At 30.7% G+C, this 26,672-nt stretch carries 25 protein-coding genes; 4 read left to right on the top strand and 21 right to left on the bottom strand.

What is annotated here, in order from left to right:
- Positions 1-14 precede the first annotated feature (14 nt).
- A complete protein-coding gene (locus tag B6K90_RS05615; RefSeq protein ID WP_088011751.1) occupies positions 15-311 on the bottom strand; it encodes a hypothetical protein in 297 nt (98 codons plus the stop codon).
- A 279-nt stretch (positions 312-590) separates the two neighbouring features.
- Here B6K90_RS05615 and B6K90_RS24055 point away from each other — a divergent pair, with 279 nt between their 5' ends.
- On the top strand, positions 591-1,034 hold the full coding sequence (locus tag B6K90_RS24055; protein WP_235821722.1) for a hypothetical protein: 444 nt from the start codon (positions 591-593) through the stop codon (positions 1,032-1,034).
- A 193-nt stretch (positions 1,035-1,227) separates the two neighbouring features.
- Here B6K90_RS24055 and B6K90_RS05605 read toward each other — a convergent pair whose 3' ends face one another.
- The 4 genes from B6K90_RS05605 to B6K90_RS05590 all read right to left on the bottom strand — a co-directional run bounded on the left by B6K90_RS05605 (position 1,228) and on the right by B6K90_RS05590 (position 5,062).
- The gene (locus B6K90_RS05605; protein WP_407920501.1) at positions 1,228-1,503 is read right to left on the bottom strand and encodes a DUF3892 domain-containing protein; all 276 of its coding nucleotides are present in this window, start codon (positions 1,501-1,503) and stop codon (positions 1,228-1,230) included.
- Positions 1,504-2,067: 564 nt separating this feature from the next.
- Entirely contained in the window at positions 2,068-2,421 is a 354-nt protein-coding gene (locus tag B6K90_RS05600; RefSeq protein ID WP_235821721.1) for a barstar family protein, read from the bottom strand.
- An 827-nt stretch (positions 2,422-3,248) separates the two neighbouring features.
- A complete protein-coding gene (locus tag B6K90_RS05595; protein ID WP_088011749.1) occupies positions 3,249-4,004 on the bottom strand; it encodes an AAA family ATPase in 756 nt (251 codons plus the stop codon).
- A gap of 353 nt (positions 4,005-4,357) precedes the next feature.
- Entirely contained in the window at positions 4,358-5,062 is a 705-nt protein-coding gene (locus B6K90_RS05590; protein ID WP_088011748.1) for an HAD family hydrolase, read from the bottom strand.
- 319 nt (positions 5,063-5,381) lie between these two features.
- On the opposite strand from B6K90_RS05590, the gene B6K90_RS05585 reads away from it, so the two are divergent.
- Positions 5,382-5,846 carry a hypothetical protein gene (locus tag B6K90_RS05585; RefSeq protein ID WP_088011747.1) on the top strand — a complete coding sequence of 155 codons (465 nt, stop codon included), beginning with the start codon at positions 5,382-5,384 and terminating at the stop codon, positions 5,844-5,846.
- A gap of 240 nt (positions 5,847-6,086) precedes the next feature.
- On the opposite strand, the gene B6K90_RS05580 is transcribed toward B6K90_RS05585, so the two are convergent.
- The 7 genes from B6K90_RS05580 to B6K90_RS05550 form a co-directional block, all read right to left on the bottom strand.
- Complete coding sequence (locus B6K90_RS05580) at positions 6,087-6,656, bottom strand: dihydrofolate reductase family protein (RefSeq protein WP_088011746.1); 570 nt, start codon at positions 6,654-6,656, stop codon at positions 6,087-6,089.
- A 711-nt stretch (positions 6,657-7,367) separates the two neighbouring features.
- Positions 7,368-8,327: a formimidoylglutamase gene (gene hutG, locus B6K90_RS05575; protein ID WP_139840685.1), complete on the bottom strand. Its 960-nt coding sequence runs from the start codon at positions 8,325-8,327 to the stop codon at positions 7,368-7,370.
- Positions 8,308-9,531 carry an imidazolonepropionase gene (gene hutI / locus B6K90_RS05570; protein WP_088011936.1) on the bottom strand — a complete coding sequence of 408 codons (1,224 nt, stop codon included), beginning with the start codon at positions 9,529-9,531 and terminating at the stop codon, positions 8,308-8,310. The genes hutG and hutI overlap by 20 nt, the downstream gene beginning before the upstream one ends.
- A gap of 54 nt (positions 9,532-9,585) precedes the next feature.
- On the bottom strand, positions 9,586-11,244 hold the full coding sequence (hutU, locus tag B6K90_RS05565; protein WP_088011744.1) for a urocanate hydratase: 1,659 nt from the start codon (positions 11,242-11,244) through the stop codon (positions 9,586-9,588).
- Between the two features lie 17 nt (positions 11,245-11,261).
- Positions 11,262-12,770, bottom strand: coding sequence for a histidine ammonia-lyase (hutH, locus tag B6K90_RS05560; protein WP_088011743.1), 1,509 nt, complete (start codon positions 12,768-12,770; stop codon positions 11,262-11,264).
- Between the two features lie 108 nt (positions 12,771-12,878).
- On the bottom strand, positions 12,879-13,310 hold the full coding sequence (gene hutP, locus B6K90_RS05555) for a hut operon transcriptional regulator HutP (protein ID WP_088011742.1): 432 nt from the start codon (positions 13,308-13,310) through the stop codon (positions 12,879-12,881).
- 223 nt (positions 13,311-13,533) lie between these two features.
- Positions 13,534-13,968 (bottom strand): VOC family protein, encoded by a 435-nt coding sequence (locus B6K90_RS05550; RefSeq protein ID WP_212667548.1) that lies wholly within the window; start codon positions 13,966-13,968, stop codon positions 13,534-13,536.
- Between the two features lie 321 nt (positions 13,969-14,289).
- On the opposite strand from B6K90_RS05550, the gene B6K90_RS05545 reads away from it, so the two are divergent.
- Positions 14,290-15,237 carry a glycine-rich domain-containing protein gene (locus tag B6K90_RS05545; RefSeq protein WP_088011741.1) on the top strand — a complete coding sequence of 316 codons (948 nt, stop codon included), beginning with the start codon at positions 14,290-14,292 and terminating at the stop codon, positions 15,235-15,237.
- 147 nt (positions 15,238-15,384) lie between these two features.
- On the opposite strand, the gene B6K90_RS05540 is transcribed toward B6K90_RS05545, so the two are convergent.
- The 8 genes from B6K90_RS05540 to B6K90_RS23610 form a co-directional block, all read right to left on the bottom strand.
- Positions 15,385-15,795, bottom strand: coding sequence for a phosphate-starvation-inducible protein PsiE (locus B6K90_RS05540; RefSeq protein ID WP_088011740.1), 411 nt, complete (start codon positions 15,793-15,795; stop codon positions 15,385-15,387).
- Positions 15,796-15,888: 93 nt separating this feature from the next.
- Entirely contained in the window at positions 15,889-16,233 is a 345-nt protein-coding gene (locus tag B6K90_RS05535) for a DUF2294 domain-containing protein (RefSeq protein ID WP_088011739.1), read from the bottom strand.
- A 413-nt stretch (positions 16,234-16,646) separates the two neighbouring features.
- Entirely contained in the window at positions 16,647-18,566 is a 1,920-nt protein-coding gene (gene abc-f / locus B6K90_RS05530) for a ribosomal protection-like ABC-F family protein (protein WP_088011738.1), read from the bottom strand.
- Between the two features lie 571 nt (positions 18,567-19,137).
- Positions 19,138-19,872: an SIMPL domain-containing protein gene (locus tag B6K90_RS05525; RefSeq protein ID WP_139840683.1), complete on the bottom strand. Its 735-nt coding sequence runs from the start codon at positions 19,870-19,872 to the stop codon at positions 19,138-19,140.
- Between the two features lie 173 nt (positions 19,873-20,045).
- Positions 20,046-20,198 (bottom strand): hypothetical protein, encoded by a 153-nt coding sequence (locus tag B6K90_RS23615; RefSeq protein WP_167555286.1) that lies wholly within the window; start codon positions 20,196-20,198, stop codon positions 20,046-20,048.
- Between the two features lie 382 nt (positions 20,199-20,580).
- Entirely contained in the window at positions 20,581-21,552 is a 972-nt protein-coding gene (locus B6K90_RS05520) for a DUF4822 domain-containing protein (protein WP_088011736.1), read from the bottom strand.
- A gap of 566 nt (positions 21,553-22,118) precedes the next feature.
- Entirely contained in the window at positions 22,119-22,298 is a 180-nt protein-coding gene (locus B6K90_RS24635) for a DUF7660 family protein (protein WP_088011735.1), read from the bottom strand.
- Positions 22,299-22,506: 208 nt separating this feature from the next.
- A complete protein-coding gene (locus tag B6K90_RS23610) occupies positions 22,507-22,650 on the bottom strand; it encodes a hypothetical protein (protein ID WP_167555285.1) in 144 nt (47 codons plus the stop codon).
- A 1,001-nt stretch (positions 22,651-23,651) separates the two neighbouring features.
- On the opposite strand from B6K90_RS23610, the gene B6K90_RS05505 reads away from it, so the two are divergent.
- A complete protein-coding gene (locus tag B6K90_RS05505) occupies positions 23,652-24,560 on the top strand; it encodes a nuclease-related domain-containing protein (protein WP_167555284.1) in 909 nt (302 codons plus the stop codon).
- Between the two features lie 569 nt (positions 24,561-25,129).
- On the opposite strand, the gene B6K90_RS05500 is transcribed toward B6K90_RS05505, so the two are convergent.
- Complete coding sequence (locus B6K90_RS05500) at positions 25,130-26,599, bottom strand: long-chain-fatty-acid--CoA ligase (protein ID WP_088011733.1); 1,470 nt, start codon at positions 26,597-26,599, stop codon at positions 25,130-25,132.
- Positions 26,600-26,672 lie beyond the last annotated feature (73 nt).

The following is a 26,672-nucleotide window of genomic DNA, read 5'->3' as shown; positions in this document are numbered from 1 at the left end:
TTTACCACCTCAATTCAATTTTTTTCGAGTTGATGGTATTTTTCCATTCTTGTTGAATGTTCAATTTCACCTTCTTCAAGCTCATTACTATCTTCCAATGCCTCGATTTCTATTTTTTTACTAAAATAAACCATTGAAATAATAAATGCTAAAATGCTAAACGGTAAAACAATTATTTTAAATCCAAACCAAGTAAATGAATGTAAAATATGAAAATAGCTCCCTAGTAACAAGCAATAAGTAAGTAAAAACAGGTCGATGACAATTACACCACAAAATGATTTTAATATTTTTATTAAAAAAGGATTCATCTAGATCACACTCCATTACTAATCTATGATTTAAATGTGAAATAATGATTATTCTATGTAATTTGGAACTAATTCTTGGGAAAAACAACAAATTTATAGTTGAAAATTCCGGGAGAATAAAATATATTTCTAAAAATAACTCTTTCAAAATGTTTGCTTTGACCTTTTTTTCACTAAATTACATAAAAGTCGAAATTTATTCTATTAAATGTCTAATCAGAATCTATTAAAAATGAATATAGTGTAAGTATTGATAGAAAGGAGTGTGTATATTTTACTATGGCAGCAGAATTAGATGATTTCAAAGCATTAAAAGAAGAGATTCAGGAGATCCTTGCATCCGCTAATCCGAATGATTCAATCAATTTTAATTTTTTCAACATTGAAATTAAAGAGAATCGCGTCCAAGTCGAACAAAGGGCTGAAGGCGGAGGACAAATTAATCGAAATGTTGGAATGAACGCAAATCAAGGCGGACAAAATGCTAGAAACAATAGTCAAACTTCAAATACTAATTCTCAATTTGCAGATGGTAATGGAAGAAGTGGCATTGCAGGACAAGATAATGATGAATTAGGAGGACAGCAAGGAATAAAAATCAGAGACAGTAGACTTAATAGAAGCAGAATTAGAACTAATTCCGAGCATAACGAAGGAGGAGGAATGGAAGCAGCGAGTGCAGAACAATTCGAATTACCAAGAATAAGAACTCTTGGAACTTAATCTATGATTATTGTTGGTTACTATTAATGTCTAAGTATGGTCATCAATTTTAAAAAGCAAAAATGTGGACAAGTTATTTTTGTTTTCTATCGATCCTAATATTTATTAATAATAGAGTATCTTCTTGTTTTCAAAATTGACATTGTAAAAAGCTCAGTAATTTAGACTGAGCTTTCTTGTTTTATCTTAATTTTTAAAATTCTGGTAGATTACTCAAATTATTTTCTGCCATACCATCCGGTTCACTTCTTAGTATGTCACGACCATATTTATGGATGACATCAACATATGCTAAATTTCCACTTTTTGCTTCTTGTAAAGCTTGAAGATAATCTAGTTCACGGTTTAAACTTGTTCTAAAACCAATTAAATCACCATCTTCATTTTTACGAACTGCAACAATATGTTCCCTATCTTGATTCACTGATTCTTCTACCATTTGTTCGTTTTCACTTTGATTTCTATACATTTCATACGCTTCTTCAAATCGATCTTGAGTCATTTTTATCTCCTCCTTTTATCAATAGTTTTGCCATTGATGGAGGATGTAAAACAAATTAGTCCAAGATGAAGGAGAGTGGTGTAATAGTTTCAAGTTGACATCTTTTACATTAGTTTTATTTTAATAAATATCGATTTAAATCCTTGAAGATTATAGGATAAAGAATAAGTAAAAAAAATAAAATCCATATGTAATTTGATTTAATGATTTCTTTAAAAGTCATACTATTCTTAAATCCATTTAAAAAGGTTTTAACAAAATAAGTAATTGTCAAAAACAACAAGATAACATCTATTAATAACAACCAAATCATAATAACACCTCGATTAAAAGAATAAATTGTTTTAGTTAAATTAAATCCAACCTTACAACTTTGGTAATTAGGTAGATTTTTTACTTATTCAATAAAAAAATCGACTATTCAGCCAATCATGCTGTTCGACTAAAGTAAGAGTTTTTGTAAATCTTGCGTTTTAGTGAGATAAAAAAATCGACTAAACAATCGATTTTTTTATTAAACTTAAGCATGTGTTAGTTGAATAAACATTCACATTCCCAATCTGGAAACTCAAGATTATGTTCGAGAATGTAATCTTGTAATATTTTTGTATCTTCAGGTAATCTTGATTCTAAAACTTTCCAGCCAACAAATTTAATCTTATTTGGTAATTCAATCCGACCGGTAATTGTTTCCCAAAAATCCTCCCAATTTTCTTCATAAATATTTGGAAATTTAAGCTTTTTTTTCAATAGAAGATGCAACTCTTTGTTTGTTTTTATGTTCGATACATCAATTTCTACTTCTGATTTTTCAACTTCTTCTCTATTAAGAATGTGATATAGTGCAAACAGTAATATTAAAAAGCCTTTTAAAGTAACTGACACAGTTAAATCCCCTTAAAGTATTGAATTATAAATAAAATTGGTTCAACAATTTTAAAACCCTTTAAATAGTAAGTTGCATATAAGAAGTATGAACAATATGATGACAAAAAAAATCCCATTTTTATCTGGCTTTTCTTTATTTTCACTCATAATTCTTCTGTATTTTGATTGAATTTCCCTTTGTTTAACGCTCTTTTTCATAATCATTCTCCTTTATAAAGAAGACTCTTTTGGATTGATTTTTATATTAATCATCAAAATCAAGGTCTATACTGAAAGAAAGATTATTTTTTCTTCCTTTTTCCATAAATTTTTGGTAAATACCTATGGATTTTCCGTGTATTTAACACTGCCATAATCGAAAAAAACTCCGAAAACTGAGTCAATCATGAATAAAGCGTTAATCATCGTAATTCCCCTCTAAAAATCATCAGTTTTCAATAATTTTCAACACAAGAATATATCCATATTTTACCATGAACTATATTGTTTCTAACACAAAAAAATATTATTCTATTAATCCTACTAAACTAAACTGCCATTTTCCTCAATAAAAAATCGACTATCTCAGTCGATCAAGGATTTCAATTAATTTTTTTATTCTTTATTACAAATATTCCTAAGCCAACAATTGCTCCAAAAATTCCAATTACTAATGTTACCCTTAAAAGTGGAATAAGGTAATCTATCAGATCAACATTTTGCGAGATTGTTAAACCATCATCAGAATCACTTGTTGTCTTCTTTCCAATAAAAAAAGACCACGAAGCAGTCGCTCGTAGTACAACTAAAACATTCTTAAATTATGAATTTAACAATAGCCTACTTTACTCAAAAAGATGGTGCAATAATCGATCTTTATCTTCAAAGAATTGCTTCATAATTGAATAATGATTCGTGTCTTCTAATTTAGAATCACTCATTCCGTTTTCTGTAAGCTGAATAATTTTAGCATTAGGATACGCCATAATTATTGGTGAATGGGTGGAAATAATAAACTGAGAACCTTGATTAACAAGATCATTAATTCTAGCTAACATCGACATTTGCCTCAATGGTGACAAAGCAGCTTCTGGCTCATCTAATATGTATAAACCACTTCCTTGAAAACGCTCCATAAATGCTGCGAAAAAAGATTCACCGTGAGATTGTTCATGTAATGATTTGCCTCCATATGAATCAATTATCTTACGGCCAGAAAATGGTTCTTTATCTAATTCTTCTATATTAGTTGCTACATTATAAAACGTTTCTGCCCTAAAGAAAAAAGAATCCTTTGCTCTATTTACTCCTTTTACTATTTGCAGGTATTCATCTAAATTTGAGTGGGAGTCGTAACTAGTAAAATTAAAGTTTAACGTTCCACCTTCTGGATTAAATCCTAAAGCTATAGCAATCCCCTCAAGTAAAGTTGACTTCCCCATTCCATTTTCTCCAATAATATAAGTAACACTTGGATGAAACGTTATTTCTTGGAAATTCCGAATTACTGGAAGATTAAGTGGGAATTGACCATATGATGAAATTTGCTCACTTTTAAGATTCACAGACCTAATGTATTGAGATTCTTGATTTAACTTCACTAATTAATCACCTCGTTTTTTTTAAATAATCCTTTTCAAATGTCTTCTTTAGTTTTTTCCTTATACCATAAAACTACGATTAGTTACATAAAAAATCGACTATAAGCAGATTGTTTCGTTCAACTAAAGCAATGCATTAGCTCAACATTGCTCTAAATTTTAAAAAATGGTTAAAGTAATAAATTAAACAAGACAGCTTGATAAAAACATGTTTTAACACGATGAAATAACCTAAAAAGACAAATCGGGAAAGGAGTTTAATCCCCTTTACCGATTTCTCAACATCCTCATTAAAGATAATCCTCTATTTGTTGTTGAACTATTGATAAATAAAACGAACTGAAAAAAAGCCCTTATAGGTTTATCAAATTTCCAAATAAAAGTAATTTTATTTCAACTAAAGAATGAATACTCTCTATTCTATGATTATGCTCAATTTCGTCATAAGACCATGAATCTCTAATAATATGAATTGCTTTCATCCCTGCATCTATAGCAGGTACAATATCACTTCTAAGAGAGTTCCCAATCATTACTGGATTACTTAATTTTTCCTTTAATTCAAGATAGGTATTTTTATCTTTTTTATTTGTAATAAAAACGTTATCAAAATGATGTACTAAGCCAGTATCCATCACTCGTTTTGTTTGTACGTCTTTTTCACCTAAAGTCAATATAGTCATACTTGCAACATCTTTGTGATTTGACAATTCATCTATTATAAATGTATCACTTTGCAGTGGAACAGTTACTTTAAATATCGTTTTGGCTAATGATTGTAATTGTTCAAAGACAATGCTTGATATCTCTATATTATGTCGTGTTGCAAATAAATCTAAAGTTGATTCCCATGCATAAGGATATCGTTTTTTACTGAATCCCATATCTTTTATTAGTTCCAAATCGATTTTATTAAAAACTTCTTTAATGTCATTAATTAGTACTTTTCCACCTAGCGCATGGTGTACTAGATTTGCACATAAATCTGTATTATCCCTAAATGCGGCTTGGGTTTGAATTAATGTATCGTCTAAATCAAAAATTAAATCATATTTCATAATTTATTATTCTCTCTTTCCAACTGAACAACATAGTTATTAATTTTCACTTCAATGTTATGCCTTTTGATATAGCCTATCTAATTATATATGTAATTTTGAAAAGTGTCCCTAAATTATTCTTATATAATCATAATTTTGATTTGTTATAGTTGATTTAGTAAACATAAACTCTCCCCTTTTATTCACAAGAATTTTTGCTATTTAATAGTACTGAGTGTGTGATTTAAATCACACACAAAAAAATTGTTATTCAGTATTATGAATTCAGATGAACAATGCATGTGTTTATTGTCTACATATAAAGGAGAGATGAATAATGACGCCTTTTGGAGATTTACATCTTGATTTCGGTGGTATAGCATTTGCTTTAGGATGGTTAGTAATTGTAGTACCTTTTGCATTTTCATTAATTTACATTACGAAAGAGATGGCAATAGGTGACGAAGAAAAATTACAGGATGAGATTAAGAGAGGTGTTCATGACTATGCTAGGTCTTATAAAAAACCATTCGTAACAAGTTCAAATGATTCCCTACAAATAGATACATCTATTTCTAAAACGCCGTTAATTATTAAGTTGATTGTTCTTATATTTAGTGGTCTCATCACTTGTGTTACAGTCAATGGTATATACGGTGATGGAGGTACTGATTTAACTTCGATTGGTCTTGTATTAATGTGGAGTCTGTTCTTTCTCACACAGGGGGTTCTTTGGTGGATTGCTACTTCACAAGGCAAGCAAGACGTTTATCAAGACGTTTCAAAACAACGAAGTTTATAAATAACGTAAATAAAAACATTTAAACCGAGAATATTCACTTGTTCTCGGTTTTTTGTACCATAAGTTCTTTAGAAAAAATTGTAATCAATTTAGCATGAAGAAATTGATGAGCAAATAGTTATATTGAGGTGTTGGGAAAAAGTCTTTATTAAAGAAGTATGGGAATAAAAAAAACTGCAATTAAGCAGCTTGTGAATTTGTATGTGAATGGAAAACTTTTTAAGGAATCCCTCAAGGAACTTATTCTTCATTCAAATAATAGATAACCTGAACAACTCCAGAAGAAAAAGTTCTCGTTTTCATCATAATTAAATTTTTTCTCTGTTTAATGTCTACAAACAAAAGTTTTCCTTCTCCTAATATAACAGGATGGATTGATATTCTAAATTCATCTACTAGGCCTAAATTTATAAATGTTGTAATAAGGCTCGATCCGCCATATAACCAGATGTCTTTACCTGGCTGCTCTTTTAATTTATTTACTTCTTCAACTATATTTTTATTTATATATTTTGCATTATTATCATCATTTGTTTGAGTTCTGGAAAACACATATTTTTCCTTGCTATGAACTAAATCCCACATTTCTTTATCAGATACAGAGTCATCTATGCTTGGAATATAATGTCCCCATAAATCATAACTCTTACGACCATATAAAATAGTATCTATTTGATTCAAGAAATTTGAGAATTCCATTTCAGGGTCCATTATGCACCAATCAACTTCTCCGTTTTTCCCTTCAATAAAACCATCTAATGTAACTGCTAAATCTAGAATTATTTTTCTTTTTGATTCATTATTTAACAAAACTCTTCCTCCTTTTCTATTATGAGCTACTAAATTAAATAGTTTTGTTTTTTTACTTACTCATGAACCATTTGAGTTACTAAAATTACTATTTTTGCTTTTTTACTTAATCATGAACTCTTTATGAGTTACTAAAATTACTATTTTTGCTTTTTTACTTACTCATGAACTCTTTATGAGTTACTAAATTTATTATTTTTGCTTTTTTACTTACTCATGAACCCTTTATGAGTTACTATATTTCTTAATTTTGCTTTTTTACTTACTCATGAACCCTTTATGAGTTACTATATTTCTTAATTTTGCTTTTTTACTTACTCATGAACCCTTTATGAGTTACTATATTTCTTAATTTTGCTTTTTTCTTACTCATGAACCCTTTATGAGTTACTAAATTTACTATTTTTGCTTTTTTGCTTACTCATGAACTCTTTTGGAGTTAATACTTGATCAACCTGTGTAGATTTCTATAATTATTATTTTTTTAAAATCAGTCGAACATTTATTCTCATTTTGATTATAGCAAGCTCGCTTGCCACTAGCAATTTTTCGATTATATTTACACTTTTGAAATTTTTATTTGCACTTATCACCAGCTCTTGATCTCTTATTTGCAGTCACACATCTCCTATTTGCACTTTACACAGTATTATTTGCCGCCCTTACCTACAAAAAAAACTCGCAAACAACTAAGTTTACGAGTTTCACATTTTACATATTTAACAGTTTAACTTTTTCAACAAGAAAGTTTAATATAACATGTGCTGCGATTCTGCTTGTCATATCACGGAAATCGATTGTTGGGTCAAGTTCAACAATATCCATTCCACAAACTTTTGGGTGTGATGCTAGATAACAAATACCATCTAATAGTGTTTGACTGTCCATTCCTCCAGGTCCAATTGCTGGGCAACCAGGAGCAAATGCTTGGTCTAGTACGTCCATATCTAGGCTAATGTATATTGCATCAACTTTGTCTACTAAATGATTAATGCTGTCTTTAATAATTTTTGAGATTCCTAGTTCGCGAACATCGCGCATTGAAAAGATTTTTACTCCGTTATTAACACCGAATTCAGTGTATGGAGCGCTATTTGAGAAATTGCGGATACCAATTTGAACTAAATGTTCACCTTTTAGAATACCTTCATCAATCAGGCTACGGAAAGGTGTACCGTTTGAACGTCCACCATCTTCAGTATTTCTTAAGTCGTGATGAGCATCAAATTGGATAACTCCTACTGTTCCTCGTTCTTTTGCAAACGCTGAAATGCTTGGAAAACTAATGCCATGATCCCCACCTAATATGATTGGCATTGTTTCTTTATATTGACCTAGCAATTCAGAGATTGTTGATCTAATACGATTTCTCGACTCTTCGAAATCAGTCACATGCATCGTAATATCACCAAAATCAGTAACCTTGTAATCTTTTAAATCAATTTGGTCTTCAATATGATAAGTACTGTAACTACTTAGCATTTTTCGAATTGAAGTGGGTGCGAAGCTTGCACCTGAATGACTTATTGATGTTTTGGACAATGGTACACCGATAATTGAGAAATTTGATGCTTCTGTTCCATTCCACGCAGAGATGATTTCATTTGCTTTTGTAACTTTTGAATCAATGAAAATTGCATCTCCTGCTTTTTTAAGATGTGATAACGACATCATGTTCACCCCTACTTACTACTAATTTACCATTCTTAAATACTGATTCTACATGATTTACACCAAAATGGTAAGGTACATAAGTATAGTTTGGTACATTCCAAATAACGACATCTGCCTTACGACCAATTTTTAGTTTACCAGATTGGTCTCCACGATTAATCGCGTATGAAGAGTTAATCGTAACGGCATTCCAAATTTCTTCAGGCGTCATTTTTAATTTAAGCATTGCAATTGTCATGATTAATTGTAAATTTTCAGTAGGGCAGCTTCCTGGGTTGAAATCAGTTGCTAATGAAACTGCTACGTTATTTTCAATCATCGCTCTTGCAGGTGCAAATTCAGGTTTATTCAAATAGAAGGTAGTTCCCGGTAAAATGACTCCGATTGTATTGCTCACACCAAGCATTTCTACACCTTTTTTGGATGCACCACATAGGTGATCAGCAGAAATAGCGCCAATTTCCGCTGCCATTTCAGTGCCACCTAGAGGATCTATTTCATCTGCATGAATTTTAACATTAAAGCCTTGTTCTTTTGCTTTTAATAAAAATTCTCTTGATTGTTCTACTGAAAATACACCAGTTTCAGCGAATACATCTACAAATTCAGCTAGTTCTTCTTCTTTAATAACATCTAATAAAGAAAGCATTTTTTCTAAGAAAGCTTCTTCATTTCCTTTATACTCCTTTGGTACTGCATGAGCACCTAAGAAAGTTGAAACTAAATCAATATCATGCTCAGCCTGTAATTCCTTAGCAATTCGAAGTTGTTTTAATTCAGTTTCTTCGTCAAGTCCATAACCACTTTTTGCTTCGACTGTTGTTACACCGAATGAAAGCATTCTGTTTAAGTGATGAATCGTTTTCTTTTTTAAATCGTCATGAGAAGCTAGTTTAGTTTGACTTACAGTAGAATGGATCCCGCCACCCATTTCCAATATTTCTAAATAAGAGGCACCTTGTAATTTCAAACTAACTTCATGCTCACGTGATCCTCCAAAGACCACGTGAGTATGAGGGTCTACTAATCCTGGAGTGACTAGTTTTCCCTCGCAATCAATAACTTCTTTTGCATCTATTTTTTGTTCATTCATTTGTCCGATATAAATAATTTGCCCATCTTTCCATGCGATTTCTGCATTTTCTAGAACAGGTAGATTACTCATGTCTTTCCCATGAATTGGACCATCACCATGATCCATCGTTAATAATTGACCAATATTTGTTAATAGAATATCTGCCTTCAAATCTAACACCTACTTCATCATTGGGATGTTTACGCCTTTTGCTTTCGCAGTTTCAACAGCTAAATCATAACCTGCATCAACGTGACGAACTACACCCATACCAGGATCTGAAGTTAATACTCTTTCAATACGTTTTGCAGCTGCATCTGTTCCGTCAGCTACAATTACCATACCAGCATGTAAAGAGTATCCCATACCTACTCCACCGCCGTGGTGTACACTTACCCAACTTGCACCATTTACACCATTAATAAGTGCATTTAGGATTGGCCAGTCAGCTACTGCGTCACTACCATCTTTCATGCTTTCTGTTTCACGATTTGGAGATGCTACTGATCCACAATCTAAGTGGTCACGACCGATTACGATTGGCGCTTTTAATTCGCCATTTTTAACCATTTCGTTAATGATTTTACCGAATTTAGCACGCTCACCGTAGCCTAACCAACAAATACGTGATGGTAAACCTTGGAATGCTACCTTTTCACGAGCCATACGGATCCAATTACATAAATGCTCGTTGTCAGCAAATTCACGTAAAATGACTTCGTCTGTTTTGTAAATATCTTCTGGATCACCAGAAAGTGCTACCCAACGGAAAGGACCTTTACCCTCACAGAATAATGGACGAATAAATGCAGGTACGAAACCTGGGAAATCAAATGCATTTTTAACGCCTTCATCTAATGCAACTTGACGAATGTTATTACCGTAATCAAATGCAATCGCACCACGTTGTTGCATCGCTAAAATTGCTTCAACATGAACTGCCATACTATGTTTTGCACGTTTAATTACTTCATCTGGATTTTCTACACGAAGTTTCTTTCCTTCTTCCATTGTCATTCCGATTGGTAAATAACCATTTAATGGATCATGTGCTGAAGTTTGGTCAGTAATTAAATCTGGTACAAAATTACGTTCAACTAATTGAGGTAAAATTTCAGCAGCATTTCCTACTAAACCGATTGCTAAAGCTCTTCCTTCATTTTTAGCTTCAGTAGCAAGTTGTAATGCTTCCTCTAAATCGTGAGTTAATACGTCACAATATCTAGTGTCAATACGACGTTGAATTCTAGTTTCATCCACATCAATACCGATTACAACTCCACCATTCATTGTTACAGCAAGTGGTTGTGCCCCACCCATACCGCCAAGACCAGCAGTAATTGTAATTGTACCTTTTAAGCTTCCACCGAAATGTTGTTTAGCAGCTTCACCAAATGTTTCATAAGTACCTTGTAAAATCCCTTGAGTACCGATGTAAATCCAGCTACCAGCAGTCATTTGACCGTACATCATTAAGCCTTTTTCATCTAATTCACGGAAGTGTTCCCAAGTTGCCCATTTTGGAACTAAGTTTGAATTTGCTAATAATACACGTGGTGCATCTTCGTGAGACTTAAATACTGCTACTGGTTTACCTGATTGAACTAATAAAGTTTCATCGCTCTCTAATTTCTTTAATGATTCAATAATTGCATCAAAGCTTTCCCAGTTTCGTGCAGCTTTACCGATTCCACCGTATACAACTAAATCTTCTGGTCTTTCTGCTACTTCTTCGTCTAAGTTATTTAATAACATACGAAGTGCTGCTTCTTGAATCCAACCTTTCGTGTTTAATTCAGTACCTCTTGGCGCTTTTAAAGATCCTTTTGTGATTTCCATTTTAATTCCACCTCTTCTTATATTTGTGTTTGTTTTGTATAGTTTCTTGCTAAGAAATTTTCTTTTAAATAAGTTGTTAATTTTTCAATGTCTTTTGAGAATACGCGATCTCTTGTAATTGATGGAACAGTTTTACGAGCATCTTCCATAAACTTTCTAGTTGTTTCAGACATTTTTTCGATTCCTTTATATTCAACACCTTGCATTGCACAAATACATTCGATTGCTAAAACTCTTCTAGCGTTTTGTAGAATTTGATACGCATGACGTGCTCCGATTGTACCCATACTTACATGGTCTTCTTGGTTTGCTGAAGAAGGAATTGAGTCAACACTTGCTGGATGAGCTAATGTTTTATTTTCAGAAACTAAAGCAGCTGCCACGTATTGCATAATCATTGCACCAGATTGTAATCCTGGTTCTGGACTTAAAAATGGTGGTAAATCATTTAATTGCGGGTTCACTAAACGTTCAATACGTCTTTCTGAAATATTCGCTAACTCAGCAACACCTAATTTAAAGAAGTCCATTGCAAACGCAATTGGTTGACCATGGAAATTACCACCAGAGAATACATCATCACCAAATAATAATGGATTATCAGTAGCTGCATTCATTTCGATTTCTAATTTCTCTTTTGCATAGTTCAGAACTTGCCAACTTGCCCCATGAACTTGAGGGATACATCTCAATGTATAAGCGTCTTGAACGCGGATTTCACCTTGTCTAGTTGTTAATTGGCTTGTTGCTAAAATATTGCGGTAACGTTCTGCTACTTCAATTTGTTCTTTATATCCACGTGCAATATGAATTCTTTCATCAAAAACATCTGTAATACCATTTAATGCTTCAAATGTAATAGAAGAAATTAATTCACTTTGATATGCTAACTCTTCACCTTCAAGGTAAGTAAGAATACCCATCGCTGTCATTGCTTGAGTACCATTAATTAAAGCTAAACCTTCTTTTGCTTCTAGAGTGATTGGTAAAATTCCTTCTTTTGCTAAAGCTTCTGCTGTTTCCATACGTTTTCCTTTATAGAAAACTTCACCTTCACCAAGTAAAACTAGTGCTAAGTGAGATAAAGGAGCTAAATCTCCGCTTGCGCCTAATGATCCTTGAGACGGGATAACTGGGTGGATATGTGCATTAATTAGTGAAAGTAATTTTTCAACTACTACTAAACGAACTCCAGAATGACCTTTTAGCATTGTATTTGCACGAAGAACTAACATTGCTCTTGAAACTAATTCAGGGAACGGTTCACCAACTCCACATGCATGTGAAGCAATTAAGTTATATTGAAGAGTTGAAACATTTTCTTTTTCAATTAAAACATCACTAAATTTTCCGAAACCTGTTGTAATACCATAAACAACTTTGCCGTTATTTACGATTTCTTCAACCTTTTCTCTACATGCTTTTACCGCTACTAAGCTATCTTCACTTGCTTTTACATATACCTTATCGAATAAAATACTTTTCATTTGTTCCATTGTTAAGCTATTACCAGTTAAAGTTACCATTAAAAAACACCTCCGAATTTTGTCAAAAAAAAACACAGAAGGAGGCTATGAGACGTAAATATAAACTTACGAATCATAGCCCCCTATCATCTAATAAACTATGGGCGATTATATGTGATTAATGCCAAGTCCTGCTGATTCATGCTCCGATCCTTTAATAGGAGCACCAATTGTTCCGTATAGTGCAACTGCTATCCAGTCACCCTCGTTCACGTTTTTATATGGCTTTCCTCTAACAACAGCAAATCTAAGTCCTACTGTTCTAAGAACATCACCTAATTGAACGTGACCTCTTGTTACGCCTTGAATTGCTTCAAGTGTTGCATGATATAATGAATGAACTTCTCTATATAGAGCTCCATTTATTACACCATTTTGTTTGGCAGCGGTTTCAATCGCAGCAACAACTTTTTGAGCATCCATTGTACCGACTTTACCTACACACCATACAACGTTTTCATTTTTCATTAATTCATCTTCTTGATCAGTCAAAGCAAGCATCATAGCTGTTCGACCAATTCGTTGATTTTGCTCTGCCATTTCGCTAATACCTCTTACTTACTTTCTCTAATAAACTAGTATCTGATTACATTATATGCCAACAATTAGTAAACTTCAATATATTCAGATTATTATTTTTAAAAAATATTTTTTTATTAAAACTTGTTGAAATATTCAAAATACTTATCAATAAATTATTATTTAAGAAAACTTGTCCATTTGTCATCAATTAATAACAGAAAAAGGGATAATCGCCGTTTGTTTAAGATTTTTTTCTTAACACTAGCTGCCAAGTAACACCAAAACAATCAGTAACCCAGGTTACCTTACTAAAATCATTCATCTCTACTGGCCCCATAAGTACTTGCCCATCACTTTTCAAGCCACCAAAAATTAAATCAAACTCCGCATCGTCTTTGCATTCTAAGTAAAAAGAAACAGCCCAAGTAAAATCAGGACAAGATTCTTCATCCATATCTAAAACCATAAAAGTCTGTCCTAAAATTTCAATGATGCCATTCATGATTTTCCCTTCTACACCTCGATCACCTTCCGTAAATCTTCGAAGAGAAACGAGTTTAGAATTCGGAAAAGTACGAACATAATAATTCATTGCTTCCTCCGCATTACCCTTAAACGTAAGAAATGGAGTAATCCTTTGCCCTGATATAAACGGTATAACTTGTTCTTGTGTCATCTTTAAACCCTCCAAACAATTTATAAATACCTCGTTTTAGAACTATTTCCGCTTGAGATTTAGCCTTTAATAAATCTAAATATAAATATATTGTACCATATTTTTACATATCAAAAAACTTCGCAGTTAGTTGAAATAAATGCGAAGTTAATAAGGAATTAACATACTATTAATGATATATCCGTCAACCTATTGGTCTCTCTTCTAGAATTATAGATATGTTAATCCAGAATTCAACTATTTCCTAATCTTAACAATTTTCTTCTTTTGTAAATTTTTTAATTATATAATTGTATTAAAAATAAATAAAAGGAGGTTTATATGAAAAAAATTTTCGGAAGAATTTTTAAAAAGAATTTAAAAAATGATAATGCATACTATAATGATCTTTATAATCAGTTTATTACAAAAGACTTAAAGGTAAATTCCAACTTTGCTAATTTATCGTTCGTTTCTAGACTAGAAAAAGCATGGGAAATGGATTTCCTAGCTAATGTTAAAGAAAGAGTTATAGAAAAAGAAGGTTGGAGCAATGAAAAGTATTCCTTCATTGAAAGGGAATTAAAGCGCTTTTTCTTAATGACAGCAATCTTTGAAAACGTTCCAATGTATAGTCAAGAAGTTGATAAAATCTGGCACGAAATGATTTTATTTACGAAAAGTTACCATAACTTCTGCGAGGCTTTTTGTGGTGAAATGATCCACCATGAACCAAATATTCTTAAAGAAGATGTAACTATAACAGATAGAAGCGATACTAGAGCTGTTTACAATTTGTTATATAATACTTTGTTTGAAACGACATCTGTAAATACCTATGTCTTAGGAAATTTAGTTGTTAATGATAAAAATACTAAAGTTCAAGAATATTTATCGAGCAAAACAATTCAAACAAAAAGTTTCGTTTCACATTTAAACTCACAAACTAAAAATAATTTTTTAAACGAGTTTGCTAGAATTCAAAAAAATTTAGTAGAAAAAGAAAATGAAGAAGCAAATACTAAACACCAATCACAAAAATCTTACCAAAATTCAGCTAATCGTTCATCTTCAAGCAAAAAATCAGATGATGGGCATATTAATTCAACATTTTTAGCTACAAATACTTTTTTTGCATTAAATGAAAGTTCAAATGATTGTTCAAGCAAGAGTGATAGTCATCATCATAACTCACACTCTTCATGCTCTAGTTCATCACATTCTTCATGTTCTAGTAGTTCTCACTCTTCGTGTTCTAGTTCGAGTTGCAGTTCAGTTTGTTCAAGTTGATTTATTAAAATTAATCCTGTCATCTAAGTATAATTCCATTAACTCAACCATAAGGTTGGGTTAATATTCAATAGAGATTCATTATTCAAATAAAAGTTTTTTAATTAAGTAATACCTCAACTTTTTTTGCCTCTATATCCGGTATTTTCAGCCATTTCTCGCTTCTCCAAAAGGTAAAATGATATAACTAATTGTAAGGACTAAAATGATAATTGCTAACCAAAAATTATGGGTCGATTCTCCATTGTTTACAATAATAAAACGAATAGTAGCCGTAATCCCAATATAAAGAAGATAGCGAATTGGAAAATGATAGTTTTCTTTAAAATATTGAACAATAATTGAAATGAATCCAAAATATAAGAAAAAAATTAAAACTTTGCCAAAAATCTGATGAACATTTTTATTTCCTAATAACAAATCGGTAAAAATATAATAAAGTTCTCTAAAGAGAAAATAAGTAAGTATCAAGCTCAGTAAAAGTAATGAAATATTTAACACAGTTTGATAAAGCTTAATCAGAAATTTTCGTTTTTTAAACCAACCCGTTCCAAGCATTAGTCTCCTCCAATTTTGTCCCCAATAAAAAGTTTCTTTTTTAATTCTAGTAAAATAAATGATAAACAATATCATTTAATCGTACTGCTTCTTCTATATAATATTTCGATCAAATACAAAAACTGAAATAGCAATATTTTCTTCTACCTTCATATCTGAAAATAAATGGACTAATTTAGCTCCCACAAGTTCTTCTAAACCTTCTGGTGCGTTATTTAAGTACAATTCTTGAATCATTTTTGTTCGTGCAGTATGAACCATTTCGGCTCCATTCATTGTTCCGGAAATAAATTTTTCAGTTGGAGTCAAATTACCATATAAAGTTGATACGGCCATGTTTTCTACGAACACTGTATGAATCCTCTCCGGACCCTTTCCAAACAAATCTTTCCGAAGTTTTCTCATCATATCATTAAATTCATGTATTTTTTTCGACATTACTTAATCGCCTCAATTTATAATTTATAATTACTTTCCTATTATACTTGCACATTTTTTATCAACCTATTTACAAATTCCTTGGATGAAGTTTAGGTAAACTAACTTTTGATTGATCTAATTCCTCACTATTTCATTCCCTTCTCAACTTTTTGAAAAAAAAATTCCACCAGGAAGACAATTAGCCCATTAAGGCTTTCTGTCTTCTTGGTGGAATAGTTAATTAGCAAAAAATTTACTAAAATACCAATCCAATTAAGTTAAATGAATTTAATAGATTCATAACAAATACATTATTATGTTTCCATATCATTCGGATTTATTATATCTCTATATTTTCAAATTAACAATCCTATTGTTAATTTTATATATTTCTGATTTTTCAGTGGAAGAAATTGAAAATTTTGCTGAACTTACAACCCTAACCAAAACTCCATTGCAGTTTCTAAGTCTTTACTTAATTTTATTTTCCTACAATATAAATTATTTAGCTTATTATAATCTTCCTCAATATTCATTGCTAAATCAATCTCATTTATTTCCTTTTCAAATCGTTCTATTTTTTTTAGAGCCTTAGCTTTGATTGCTTCTTGGTTGTTATCATATTTATTTATAACTTTTTTTCGATTGGCTATTTTTTCAACAGGTTCTTTTGTTTCTTCTAAACTAATTTTTTCTTTTATACTTTTATAATCATCGTAATTGCCAAGATAACTTTTTAAACCATAATCCTCAACAGCGATTACTCTTTGGCTCATTTTGTTAATAAAGTATCTGTCATGCGAAATAAAGAAAATTGTCCCTTTAAAATCACTAAGTGCTTCTTCAAGCGTTTCAATTGAATCAATATCAAGATGATTTGTAGGTTCATCAAGTATTAACAAATTGATGTCTTCGTATAATAACATTCCTAATTTTAGCCTAATTCTCTCTCCACCTGACAAGAACTTAACTTTTTTAAAAACATTTTGTTTATAAAACATAAATTTAGAAAGGTATTCCCTTGCTTTTCCTTCTGTAATTGAGATATCCTTTCTAAAACATTCTATTACTGTCATTTCTTCGTTATTAAAGCTTATTTTTTGAGGTAAATATGCCCTCAGCACATTTGCACCTAGTTGTACTACACCATGATCTGGTTTTTCTTCGCCTAACAGCATCTTTAAGAATGTAGTTTTGCCACTTCCATTAGGCCCAATAAGCCCGATTCTTTCCCCATATTTAATCAATAAATCCGTATCTTTGAAGATTACTTTATCTTCATAAGATTTAGATAGCCCAATTGCCTTAATTGTTTCATTTCCTGATCTCTTGGAACCCTTTAAATCTAATTTCATATTTTCTTTTTCAAAAACTGGTTTTTCAATTCTATTTAGTTTATCAAGTTTTTTTTGTATACTGGCAGCCCTTTTAAAAAATTTGTTATTATCTGCACGCATCGCCCAATCTCTTAAATTCGTTACGGTATTTTCCATAGCATTTATTTTTTTTTGTTGTTCTTTAAAATGTTCAAATTGGAGCTGTAAGTTTTTTTCTTTTTGCTCAACAAAAGATGAATAGTTGCCCTTATACGTAATTGATTCCATCTCTTCAACTTCTACAATTTTTGTTACGACATGATCTAAAAAATAACGGTCATGGGAAACAATCAGTACAATTCCTTTATAATTTCTTAGAAAGCCTTCTAGCCATTCTATTGAGTCCATATCGAGATGATTCGTAGGTTCATCAAGCAATAAAATATCAGGGCTATTTATTAAAAGTTTACCAAGTAATACAGTCGTTTTTTCACCACCACTTAATAAATAAAAATCTCTTTTTAATAAACTTTCTTCAAATTTAAGACCGGTACATACCTTTCCTAACTTTTCTTCCCGGTCATAGCCGCCTTTTACTTCAAATAAATGAACTATATCACTATACTTTTTCATTACTTTTTCTAGAGCATTATTTTCTAAGTCTTTCATTTGTTCTTCTAACTCACGCATTTGATTTTCTAATTGAATAACTTCATCAAACGCCATATTTAAAACATCAATTACTTTTATGCCTTTAGGATAATCTGGCATTTGTTCTAAATAAGCAGTGGTGAGTCCTTTTGGTACGAAATTAATTAACCCTTCATCATAACCATAACTAGAAGTTTGAGGATATCCCGGATAATAATGCATCGGTACAATACCAGCTATTATCTTTAGAATGGTGCTTTTGCCACTTCCATTGATACCAATAATACCGATTTTATCACCTTCAAATGCTTCAAATGTAATATTTTTAAGCACTAAAGTTGCTTCCATATATTTTTTAAGACCATTTATTTTTAATTCAAACATAAAATTTCCTTCTTTCATCCATAAATTTCGTTATGCCTTATATGGACAAGGTAAAGAAGTGAACTTAGATACGATTTGATTATTTAATTACGGCTCATTTATATTAAAATTTGTTAAGATTTTCGAACCAAAATAAAAAAGACTATAAGAAGAAAGTATCTTCTCACAGTCTAATAAACTTAGTAATTTATCATTTATCTAGAGCTATATAAGCATACAATTCTTATATACCTCTCATCAGTTAAACAAAAAAACCGATGAAATACTTTAAAAGATATCCAGTATTAGATAAATCATCATTTCGTTATCAGTAAAGTAAGTTACCTTCTAATTTGCCTTATTTCCATAAGATCATAACAAATAAGCCTACACATTAGGCAATTTTGTACTCATTAGGAAAACATATTAATTTTAAATAAATTAATATCAGCAATTAGTTGGCATCATAAACTTACTTTCCTCCTTTGGAATTTTCTATATTATCGCATTTTTCCATTTTTTTGTAAATGTTTTGATCAATTTTATCTAACGTTAATTTTTCCAAACAAATTCTTGCCATTTATTATACTATTCAATAACTTACATAATTAAACAAAGCCTGTACTGAAGCAGTTATTTTTATTTGTCCCTCTTGAATTGGTGTTGTTGGACCGCTGAATGCAGCCGCAGTCATTGTTAAAGAGGACATCGGACGTACGATTTGAATCCCTTCTTCAGCCAACCAGATTGGTATGTTATTAATCGTTAAACCAAATGATTTTGCGATGTTTTCTGCATTCATTTTTGCATTTAAAGTAGCCTTTTGTAGTGCCTCTCCGTAATATGGATCAGGATTTGATACTTCAAATGTAAGATTCCGTACCTCATTTGCTCCATTTTCAACTGCAACATCAATCACTTTCCCAACATTTGCAAGATCCTTCACGATTACTTTAAACATATGACCTACTCGATATCCTTTAAAAATTTGCTGTGAATCTTGGTAATCAATAATTCGGTCGATTGTATAAGAATTCGTTTCAATTTCTTCTTGTTTAATTCCCACCCCTTTTAGTGCTTCTATTATTTTATTCGAAATGATTGCATTCTCTGTCTGGGCCTTTTGTACTTTCATATCTTCTACTACTGATCCTAATAGTACAAACGACTGATCGGGCTTCACAAATACTTCACCTTTTCCTGTTGCTTTAATCGTATAATTACTATTCATATTTCGTGATTGGAAAGCACTTTGATATTGAGGGGTTGAATAATCAGATCGCATACTTACTAAGTTATAATTAGTTAATGGATAAATCTTTCTCACATCCTTTTAAGATGTATTGTATTTGTGCCCATTTATTGTATGTATTGAGAGCTCTTTCTGTGATTAGTTCGAATAATACGATTATTGTAATGAGTAAGTGAATAATCAAAAAAGCTTGTAAACTCGGGTTAATTCCCAATGTCTACAAGCTTTTGAAATTTATATATACTCTATTATAAACGAATTATAAAATGATGTTTTATCTCATCGTCTATTCTAGGTTCTTCTTCATCAAAGATATCAGCATTGTCTTTTTGTTTCCCAATTTCTATTGGAATTTCATATTCTGGTATGCTGCCATTGTAGTATGTAGAATTGTATTCCATTTTAATTCCCCTTTTCAAATAATAGATTAGAAGTTACAAATAAATTAATTAACATAATTTCATCCACACTATAATTAAACAAGGGAATTCATATAATTACTATTGGGGTTTTTTTACTACGTTTGTATTAAAAATAATGCGATAATTCCCAATTTTTGGTTAACAACAGTTATAAACCTTATGAAATCAAGAAATTAATATTAGTTGTATTGGGGGAATTCTGAAAAAACAACAACAAAACGATTAAAATGATAAACTAAATCCACCATTTTATAAAATAAATTAATATTTAAACGCACGGATGTGTTCAGTTTAATTATTATTTATTGAAATTTTCTTATTCAAATAAAAAAGAATGGATTTCTCCACTCCTTTTTGTTTATTAAAAACTAAACATTGGTTTAAAATCACCTTTATAAGGTTCATGCTCAACAAATATAGTTATATCTTTACCATCTTTGTCTTTACCTGTTCTTTTATAAGTAAATTTATTATTATTAAGCTCAGTCAATTCAAGAACAGCACCATACTTATTTGCTCCGATTGAAACATGTGCTCTAATTTTATTTTCGTGGGCAATATCGAAATAGCCATAGTCACCACGGCTTTTACCAGTTTCAAGATTGAAAAACTCATATTTATTAGTGATTCCATCAAATTTTGCAAGACTAATAAAATTCGTATTATATTTCGTTACGTCATTCCCATGTTCATCCAGTACTTTTGTACCATTCCAAAGTGTTCTACCTAAAATTTTATCGCCATCAACTTTTTTTACAATCTCGCCAGTTTTAGAATCCAATTTTTTATCAGGATCTGTAAAAGAAAGTTCTTTTTCTTTATAAGGAATATGTTCTACGTAAACTTCTACATCGTTACCGTTTGCATCTTTACCCATTCTTTTATAAGTAAATACGTTTTTATTAAGTTTTGTCATATCGACTACAGCTTGGTAATTCATTGATTCAGAAATTAAAATTCGTTTTTTACCATCATTTGTAATAAAAAATGTTCCTTTATCGCCACGACTTTGACCTGTTTTTGCATCAAAAAATTCGTATCTACCCGATTTTGCTTCATATTTAGCAAGACCAATATAATTTGCGTTTTCTTTTGTTAAGTCATGATGATTTTTATCATACACTCTTGTACCTTGCCAGTTTGTACTACTTAAAATATTAGCCATTACCTGACCTTTTGTTAATTTATTCTTAACTTTTTTAGGTGCTTTGTAAACTCTTTCTTGCTTTTGTTTATTATGCTCTTCTTGTGCGTTAGCAGCTGTATTGCATCCTGTTACTACTAAAGTTAATCCGAGTAATATGGATGAAATTGTTTTTGTTTTATTATTCATTTTTAATCGTCTCCTCAAATTTTCGATGAATTGTTTTTTATATAATCTCCATTTATTCAAAAACTTTCCTTATTTAGCACCTGCTTATATCTAAATCTCTTCGATTTCTTTAAAACCTTTTTCACGTGTATGCTGTAAAGGGGTAACATTTTCATGATTTGGTAAAACTTCAACAAAAGTTCAACGACCTCCTTATCCACTACAAATCAACATGAAAATATCGTTTTATTCCTGGGAAATTTTCCTCCAATCTTGCTCATTAGTTAGACCTTAGTTCGTCTGAAATCTATGTTAATCCTTAAATGAAAACTCCATCTAAACAAATTATTAAAAAAGGATAAAATTTTTAATAATATTTCTTTATAGATTGCACTAATAAACTAAAATGTATTTTTTTGAACTAAAATATGACTGTCAAGTAGACAGTCATAAGGAATTCAAATACTCACAATATATACAATTCTTTTTGTTAAACTAAAGGGAATGTTAGTTGTTGATTACTCATATAAACTTGAAGCATATAGAATATCGGCAATTATTTTCCAGGTTTGTTGTATCGGCATAGATTAAATTGTATTCAAATAATAACCATCCATATCATTTACCCAAGCCTCCATAGCTTCTAAATAGTTTTCGAGTGTTATATTCTCCCATTTTCCTCTATTATTTTGTATATCCATTCTCAAGTCGAAAATTAATCTGATTAAATCTTCACGACTATTAACACCATCAATTTTTTCATTCAACTCTAACTTTAATCATCTCTTTTCAATTAAAATTTCACCTTTTTAACAATCCTAGTCCTAATCATCTATATTTTTAGAAAGTAAAAGAAGAGCTTCTGTTCCGCCCCCCAAAAATTATGTATCTATTCCATGCGTTTGTAAAAGAATTTTCATACTACTATCCAATAAAATAAAAAATTAATCCTATTGCTATACTTAATAAAATTCCTCATTTGTATAAATACCTTTTATGATGTTTTTCAAATTTAGCACCAGTCAAACCTTCTTGTATCTTAATCATTGAAAGTACTATAAACCAACCAAATATAATACTACCTAATACATTAAACGTTAAATCAAATAGTAATTCCATTATTAACCCCTTATGTTAGTAAATCATTGTATAAGGCAATTATATCAATTATATTTCTCCTGAGCTTATTATTTTGTAGCTATTTCTGCAGTTGTCATGTAGTTAACTAAGCAACAACTTAGATGGTTTCAATAAATAAAAAAACCGCCACTATGTGAATGCTTCGTGAAACTAAGTAATTTATCATTCCAATTATCATGATAAATAAAAAAAACAGTAAACCTAGTAAAATTGGAAACAGATTACGAAAAACCGCGGTATAGGAGCTTGCCTTCCTTAAAACAAAAATACTCCCTTGTTTTTGATCTGGAAAATAAAAATCAAATTTCACATACGTAAAAAACACATCATTTATTTTTATCGTATCGCGAGTATTAATATTCGTTGCCTCAAACCCAGGAAGCGCTCGTTCCAACACTTTTTTGTCTAGCGAAGGGGAAGCGTACTCGACATAAGTTCCTTTTCGAACTACAATTTCGATATTCTTATGCTCAATATTTTTAATTTCCTTCGTATTTTAGTAACTGCATAGGATTATTTTTAGCAAGAAGCTTCAAATCGAGAAACACACTTTCTTCAACTGTTGTTAAAGGCTTTTGTACATATGTTTTCTTGTATAGATGTTCAACTGATTTTACATCTCCTGTTTTTGCAAAAATTATTAAGAAACCTGCAGCCAATAATAATGTGATTGAAAAAAAATCACCCCAATATATGAAAACTGAAACCTCATTTTAATTGACATTTCTTTCACTCACTCGATAATATGATTTTATTTAGATTATTTTTATTCTTAGCTTGCAATCTACTTTCATAAACCATAATTTTTAGATTTAAAAATCATTTCTTTTCAAATTAAAAGAACTATATCATATAAATCTTAAAAAAGTGTAAAATTTGTGTGAAATAAGTCTAAACAATACTCAATTAATAAAATAGTAAAAAATCGTCAAGTTATTATGTTTATAATTATGTAATAATAGATTGAAAGGATGTGGAATATGAAAAATCTAAAAGAACGATTTAAATCAAATGATTTAAGGATTTATCAAAGATTAAATGCTAGGAGTAGTCTATCCGATGAGGAATTAGCATACTTATCCTATTTAGAAAAAGGGTTCGAAGGTGAGAAGAAATTTGATGAATGGACTTCAAAACTCTCAGATAATTGGCTTTTTCTTAACGATTTATTGTTCGAATGTAACAAATCAGAATTCCAAATTGATTCGATTGGTATCTCTGGAGAAACAATCCATTTATTTGAAGTGAAAAATTACGAAGGAGATTATTATATTGAAGGAGATCGATGGTATAAAACCCCAAAGACTGAAATAAAAAACCCTTACGAACAGCTTAAAAGAACAGAATCTATGTTACGAAAATTATTAAATGAAGACAAGATTCATTTTAAAATAATACCTCATTTAGTTTTTGTAAACCCCGAATTTTTTTTATTCAATGCCCCTATGAACCTTCCCATTATTTTTCCAGCACAATTAAATCTTTTAATAAACGAATTAAACATGCAACATTTCAAATTAAATGTTAACCATTTTCGACTCGCTGAAGTATTTTTAACACTTCACAAATCAGAGTCAAAATACACACAATATCCAAAATATCACTATGACAAACTAATAAAGGGGATTAACTGTATTAACTGTAATACGTATTTTACAGAAGTTAAAAAGGGTAAACTGAAATGTCAAACTTGTGGCTACGAAGAAGATCTTCCCATTGGAATATTAAGAAGTATTGAAGAACTGAAATTGCTCTTTCCAGATAGAAAAATTACCACTAATGTAGTCTATGAGTGGTGTGCAATTTATAAATCAAAAAAAGGTATATGGAAAGTCCTTCGTGAAAACTTCAAAATGGAAGGACATGGGAAATATAGTTATTTTGTTTAGTGACTTTAGCTTGTACTCATTATTGTGAATACATTTTTATTACTACTTTTGAATTCCTTATGAGTAAGGTATTTTCATATTTTTGTTATTTTACTTATTCAAGAACCTTTTATGAGTTGTATATTCGTCTTTTCCCTTTTTCACTTACTCATGAACACCTTATGAGTAAGTAGAATCCGTCTTTTCCCTTTTTTACTTACTCATGAACCCTTTATGAGTATAGAGTTCGTCTTTTCCCTTTTTTACTTACTCATGAACCCTTTATGAGTAAATAAAGTTCATCTTTTCGCCATTTTACTTACTCATGAACCCTTTTTGAGTAAGTAGAATCCATCTTTTCCCTTTTTTACTTACTCATGAACACCTTATGAGTAAGTAGAATCCGTCTTTTCGCTATTTTTCTAACTCATGATCCACTTATGAGTATATATCTTATCCTCTCCTACTAATGATGAAACATTAATGAGTTTATTCATATTTTTTCACAAAAAACCACCAGAACAGATCTGGTGGCAATGATAAGTTTGCTTTTTTAATGGTAGTACTATTAACTAAATTGGTCTCCGAAATTATCTAAGTTTTCTTTTTAAAATTTTCCCAGTACTATTTTTAGGCAGTTCTTTTACAAAATAAATTTCCTTAGGTACTTTATAATAAACTAGAGCTTTTTTACAAAAATCAATGATTTCACTTTCTGATAGTGAATCATTCGAAACGACTAAATAAGCACATACACTTTCACCAATTAATTGATCAGGTTTTCCAACAACCGCTGCTTCAATGATATTTTGATGTTCATATAGGCGCTCTTCTATTTCTCTAGGGTACACATTATATCCATTTGTAATAATGACATCTTTTTTTCGATCTAATAAAAATAAATAGCCATCTTCATCTTTTTTACCGAGATCACCCGTTTTAAACCAACCGTTAATAAATGCTTTTTCAGTTTCTTCTATTTTATTTAAATAACCTCTCATCACATTCGGGCCAACCGCAACAACTTCTCCTACTTCACCAGATGGAACTTCCTCACCATTTTCATTGAATATTTTTGTCTCAACACTAGGTAGATCAAGACCAACTGACCCTGGTTTACAAATACCACGATATGGATTGAAAGTAAGCACTGGAGCTGTTTCGGATAATCCATAGCCTTCAACAATTAAAATATTGTATTTTTCTTGTATTGACTGTAATAATTCAAGCGGTATTGAAGCTCCACCAGAAATACAAGCTCTCAAGGTTCTAAAGTCGTTTGCAGTTGCACTTTTTAATTGATATAAATAATTATAAATTGTCGGTACTGCAGCGATTAATGTAGCTTTTTCTTTTTTTATTACCTCAACTAGTTCAGCAGGATTAAATTTAGGAATGATGATTGTTGATGCTCCATTTAACAAAATCATATTTACACATAATGTTAAGCAAAATGAATGAAACATCGGAAGGACTGCAATCATTCGATCACTATCACTTAATTCGATTAACTTTGTAAAATCACTAGCATTTTCAATTAAATTTGAATGAGACAACATTGCACCTTTAGGGTTACCGGTTGTTCCTGATGTATATAAAATAACTGCCGTATCATTTTGCCCTATTTCAATTTCTTCTAATTGAATATTTACAATTTCATTTTGTTTTATTTCATCTATTAAAATAATATTTAATAATGTATGACACTGTTTTTTTACACTTTTAAGTTTTTCCTTCTGATCACTAGTAGCGATTACAAGTTTAGTTGCAGAGTCTTTTAAAATATAGCTAAGTTCACTTTCCGTAAAAGATGGATTTAACGGAATAACAATTGCACCGAGTTTTAATATTGCTAAATAGGTTTGAACAAACTCAGGTGAATTTCCTAGTAAAATCGCTATTTTATCTCCCTTTTCAATCTTATTTTCAACTAATATGTGGGCTATGTTTTCACAAGATGACATAAGTTCTTCGTAATTTATTTTGTTTCCATTGTATATATAAGCTATGTTTTTACTTTTATTATCTGCTACTTCTTTGACCATCCCATATATATTCATTACTTTATCAATCCTTAGTTAATTTCATTGTTAGTATTTCATCTAATTAAATATTCTAGAAAAATGCAAAAGT

Source organism: Gottfriedia acidiceleris (genome assembly GCF_002128425.1).
Lineage (GTDB): Bacteria > Bacillota > Bacilli > Bacillales > Bacillaceae_G > Gottfriedia > Gottfriedia acidiceleris.
This window is presented reverse-complemented; position numbering and strand designations above follow the sequence as displayed.